This window comes from Psychrobacter sp. ENNN9_III, from assembly GCF_001462175.1.
Taxonomy (GTDB): Bacteria; Pseudomonadota; Gammaproteobacteria; order Pseudomonadales; family Moraxellaceae; genus Psychrobacter.
This window is the reverse complement of the sequence record NZ_LNUO01000137.1, coordinates 1-5,336: the sequence shown is the minus strand read 5'-3', so window position 1 is coordinate 5,336 and position 5,336 is coordinate 1. Positions and strand designations below refer to the sequence as shown.

Annotated in this window: 3 protein-coding genes; 1 reads left to right on the top strand and 2 read right to left on the bottom strand. The window is 43.7% G+C overall.

Annotated elements, in window-relative coordinates; genetic code table 11:
- Positions 1 to 39: 39 nt before the first annotated feature.
- Together PENNN9_RS08385 and lon are read right to left on the bottom strand one after the other, a co-directional pair.
- Positions 40 to 597, bottom strand: a complete 558-nt coding sequence (locus PENNN9_RS08385; RefSeq protein WP_058369246.1) for a superoxide dismutase family protein — start codon at positions 595 to 597, stop codon at positions 40 to 42.
- A 372-nt stretch (positions 598 to 969) separates the two neighbouring features.
- On the bottom strand, positions 970 to 3,519 hold the full coding sequence (gene lon / locus PENNN9_RS08380) for an endopeptidase La (protein WP_227511770.1): 2,550 nt from the start codon (positions 3,517 to 3,519) through the stop codon (positions 970 to 972).
- 387 nt (positions 3,520 to 3,906) lie between these two features.
- On the opposite strand from lon, the gene PENNN9_RS08375 reads away from it, so the two are divergent.
- Positions 3,907 to 5,283: a Na+/H+ antiporter family protein gene (locus PENNN9_RS08375; RefSeq protein ID WP_058369245.1), complete on the top strand. Its 1,377-nt coding sequence runs from the start codon at positions 3,907 to 3,909 to the stop codon at positions 5,281 to 5,283.
- Positions 5,284 to 5,336: the final 53 nt, after the last annotated feature.

Genomic DNA, 5,336 nt, shown 5'->3' with positions numbered 1-5,336 from the left:
AGGTTTTTTAGTATTGATAAGATTTAAGCTTAAGCGTGATTAGTTCTTTTCGATGATACCGCAAGCAATACGGTCGCCAGCATTACCTGCTGGTTGACTGGTATAGTCATCAGCGCCAGCATGAACGATAAAGGCGCGGCGATTGACACTATACTTACCTGTTTTAGCTGCAGAAATCTGCTTGTTTACATAATTAATAGTAGCCACACCATCTTCATTTGCTGTTAAGTTAGGCAAGTCACCTGCATGGCCGTTCATATCATCTGGGTTAGAATGCGGGAAGTTATCAGGATTAAAGTGACCACCTGCTGCTTTACCCATATCAGCACAGCTACCAGTCTCATGAATATGTAGTGCCACTGTTTTTCCTGGTGTCATATTCATAAGCTTGCCATAGACTTGTACACCGTCATCAACAGGGCGTAAAAATACTTGACCGACTTCCTTATTATTACCATCAACCGTTTTAATCGTTGATTTTAGAGCGGGTTGATTAAATGGGTTACCGGTTTTTAGTTGATCTTGTACCGTTTGGCAACCCGTCATTGCTAACGCTGAACCACATAATAAAACACTTGCAAGCATTGTCTTTTTCATTGTTTTCTCCATTTGTATGTAATTGTCTAATGTATTCATTATTAAGATTTTGTAGTTATGACTGCCTCTACAATGTCTATAAGCTTTATCTATATTGCTTAAATACTTCATAGTCAGTATAGACAAACATTTCTCGTAATTATTCACTATAAGCGCAACAATCGGTTAATAAATGTAAGTAACGTATGGGTTTGAAAAATGAAAAATGAAAAATGAAAACATGAAGTAAGAATAAGAATTATAGGCTATGGACATTACAGTAGTATCAAAGAAAATAAGGAGGCTTAGCTAAGTAAAAAAAGAAGCATAAAAAAAGACCGTAATTGTTATTACGGTCTTTTTGCATTTATTGACTATTAACAACTTTACAGCTTAATTGTGCAGCGCTTTACCTGACGTTTTATCAACCGTCACCTTAGCAGGCTTTAGCGGTGTTGGCATATTGACCAATGCTACTTTTAATATCTCGTCAATCGTTGCTACTGGCTGAATCGTTAAGCCCTCTTTCACATTGTCAGGGATATCAGCCAAGTCGCGCTCATTACTTGCAGGAATCAGCACGTGCTTGATACCACCGCGATGGGCTGCGAGCAGTTTTTCTTTAAGACCACCGATACGCAATATTTTACCGCGCAGTGTAATCTCACCTGTCATCGCAATGTCTGGACGAATGGCGATACCAGTCAAGGCAGAGACCAGTGCTGTCGTCAATGCACCACCAGCAGATGGACCATCTTTTGGAGTCGCACCCTCTGGCATATGTACGTGAACGTCAGTGGTTTTGACAGTCTCATAGTCAATACCTAAGCTATCACCGCGAGCACGAACGACACTCATGGCAGCGCGAATCGACTCTTTCATCACATCACCTAGTGAGCCCGTAAAGCTAAGCTCACCTTTGCCTTTCATGGCCACCGCTTCGATAGTTAATAACTCACCACCAACTTGTGTCCAAGCAAGACCAGTGATACGACCAATTTCAGGGTCTTTTTCGGCCAATCCATAATCGTATTGATGGACGCCTAGATAGTCATCGATGTTTTTGTCATCGACCACGACCAGTTCGCGCTCATCTTTTTTCGGAGCGCGTGCGCCATGACTTTCAACCGAACCGCGTACGACTTTGCGGCAGATTTTATTGACTTCACGCTCAAGGTTACGTACACCTGCTTCACGTGTATAGCTACGTACGATGCTATGTAATGCTGCTTCGACAATTTCAATCTCGCCTTCTTTAAGACCATTTTGCTTGATCGCTTTTGGCACAAGATACTTTTGCGCGATATTGACCTTTTCTTCTTCGGTATAACCTGGCAAACGGATGACTTCCATCCGGTCAAGAAGGGCAGGCGGGATATCCATGCTGTTAGCCGTACAGATAAACATTACTTGTGATAAGTCTAAGTCCATATCCAAATAATGGTCGTTAAACTTGTCATTCTGCGACGGATCTAATACTTCTAATAGCGCTGATGCTGGATCGCCACGGAAGTCTTGGGCCATTTTATCGACTTCATCTAGTAAGAATAGCGGGTTTTTCACCTCTACTTTGGCTAAAGACTGGACGATTTTACCCGGCATCGCACCGATATAAGTACGGCGATGACCACGGATTTCAGCTTCATCACGGACGCCACCCAGCGCCATACGGACAAACTTACGACCAGTTGCTCGCGCAATCGACTCACCTAATGAGGTCTTACCCACACCAGGAGGACCAACGAGACAAAGAATCGGACCGCGCAGTTTTTTCACGCGCGACTGTACCGCTAAGTATTCTAGGATGCGATCTTTTACATCTTGCAAACCATAATGGTCTTCATCAAGCGTGGTTTTAGCTTTTTCTAGATTGATAGAGACTTTGGTTGTCGCATTCCACGGCGTGTCCAGAATCCATTCAATATAGTTGCGTACGACCGATGACTCACTCGATGCAGGTGGCATCATTTTAAGCTTTTTAAACTCTTGCTCCGCCTTCTTACGGACATCATCGGGTAAGTCAGCGTCTTCTAAACGCTTTTCAAGCTCCGCGACATCATCATCGCCATCGAACGCGCCGTCATTCATATCGGACAGCTCGTTTTTGATGGCTTTCATTTTTTCGTTTAAAAAGTACTCGCGCTGATTGTCTTCCATTTGCTGACGTACCGCGTCTTGAATATCTTGCTCGATATTCTGCTCGGCACTTTGCTTAACCAAATATTCAGTCAAGGTATTGATGTGAGCTTTGATGTCGTCATTTTCTAAAAACGACTGCTTGACCTCAAGATCCATCGATACGCGTGTTGAGATAAAATAGACCAACTCTAATAAATCATCGATACGCTTCGCTACGCGAGTGAGCTCCCGGGCATTGCGTAGACGTGCATCAGCATAGCTTTCAAACAAGCTGGTCAAAGCTTGAATGGTATTTTTTTGTTGGCTCTCATCCATTTGCACATCAAGATCAGCACGTTCAAAACTTGCCATCAAGACGTTATCATGGTCCTGAATCGTATCGACACGCGCGCGATATTGACCTTCGATGAGGACTTTAATGCAATCCTCATCGCTATCATGTGGCATGGTGCTAACGATGCGACACACCGTACCGTATTGGTACAAGTTGTCCTGATCGATATCTTCGGTCAGCGAGTCTTTTTGTGCCACGACCAACACTTTATTGCCATATTCAGCTTGCGCCAGCTCAACCGCTTGTACGGATGGTGCACGGCCAACGAATAGGGCGATTTGCATGTGCGGATAGACCACTACGTCTCTAAGTGCTAAAAGCGGCAAATAGTCTTCAGCGATATCGTCTTTGACAACATTAGATGACGCGCTCACCTCATCTACAGATGAGTTGTCTGTTTCGTTATCATGGTCAATAGCAGATGATACATCGATGTCGATGTTGTCTTTATCAATATTATGTTCACTCATATATTTTTCCTCGTTAACCAGACTTGTAAAGTCAAGTTCGTGGTTCATGTTTAGATAAATGGAGTCCCCATAAAAAATTGCAAGGCCTTACTATAGTCATTGCTAAATAAAATCAAGACATTAATAACCACACGCGACTAAGGTAAATTATCTCACTTAAGCGAAGATAATATCGCTTACTTATTTCTCCTTTAGCGAATGTCTACTTCGTTCTGAGCATAGGTTTTACTTGCAAAATCAGGTAAACTGACGCCCTTCTAAAACCGTACTGCCTAAAGTAGGGCGTTGTAGCTACTAGAGCGATATTTATAAGTTATATAGATTCGTAGACTTTAAGATATTAACCAGTCTTTATCAGGCTAAAGTAAAGAGCAAAAGGGGCAATACATGGCAATTAACGCAGTATTATTGGCAGTAGTCATTATGCTTGGTCTGTCACTCGCGCGCGTACATGTGGTGCTAAGTTTATTAATAGGAGCATTGGCAGGCGGGCTCATCGCAGGTCTTGGCATTACCGACACTTTAGAGGCCTTTCAAGAAGGCATCCGTAATGGCGCACAAATCGCTCTGTCCTATGCGCTACTGGGTGCTTTTGCGGTAGCGATAGCTCATTCTGGTTTGCCGCAGTCATTAGCAGGGACAGTTATCAAACGCATTGACGCGGCGGGCACTGGTGGCATGATTAAGTATATGCTGTTTGCAGGCTTAATCGTCATGAGCTGCTTTAGTCAAAACTTAATTCCTATCCACATCGCCTTTATTCCGTTGCTCGTGCCTCCATTACTGCTCGCCTTTAATCGTATGCAAATTGATAGACGGCTCATTGCTTGTTTGCTAACTTTCGGTTTGGTCACTACCTATATGTTTATCCCATATGGCTTCGGTGATATTTATCTCAATCAAATCATGCTAAAAAACGTCGGTGAAGCAGGTATTGATATCGCTAACATTTCTGTGATTCAAGCAATGGCGATACCCGCATTAGGTATGTTCATCGGTTTATTGACAGCAGTCTTTATCAGCTACCGTAAGCCGCGACAGTATCATCAAGTCGCTATCGATAAAGAAGCTCGCGATGCTGCTATCCAAAGCGAAGGGTTAAAAAATGATGAGCTAAGCAAAACAACCGCTGGTGCCAAGGCGCAAAGTAAGTTAAAAACGCTGGTAGCACTGGCTGCTATTGTGACTGCTTTTGTGGTGCAACTGTATACAGACTCGCTGTTGCTTGGCTCGATGTTTGGCTTTGGCGTCTTTATGGCGACAGGCGTGGTCAAGTGGCGTGATGCCGATACGGTGTTTAATGATGGTATCAAGCTGATGGCAATGATTGGCTTTATTATGATTACCGCGCAGGGTTTTGCCGAAGTCATGAAAGCGACGGGTGAGATTGCACCGCTCATTGATGGCGCGACTAACCTTTTTGCTGGTAATAAAGCCATCGCCGCTTTGGTTATGCTTGGAATTGGTTTGGTGGTGACGATGGGTATCGGCTCATCATTTTCGACCATTCCGATTATTGCCGCAATTTATGTACCGCTGTGTATCTCTCTAGGGTTTTCGCCTTTAGCAACGGTTGCGATTATTGGTACGGCTGGGGCACTCGGCGATGCGGGCTCTCCTGCGTCAGATTCGACACTCGGGCCAACCTCTGGTCTAAATATCGATGGACAACATGACCATATCAAGGACAGCGTGGTGCCGACTTTTCTTCATTACAACATTCCGTTGTTGGTATTTGGCTGGATTGCAGCGATGGTATTGTAGTCGATACTCTAAACGCTTATAACGAAACTAAAAAGGCGAGTGATTTTATAATC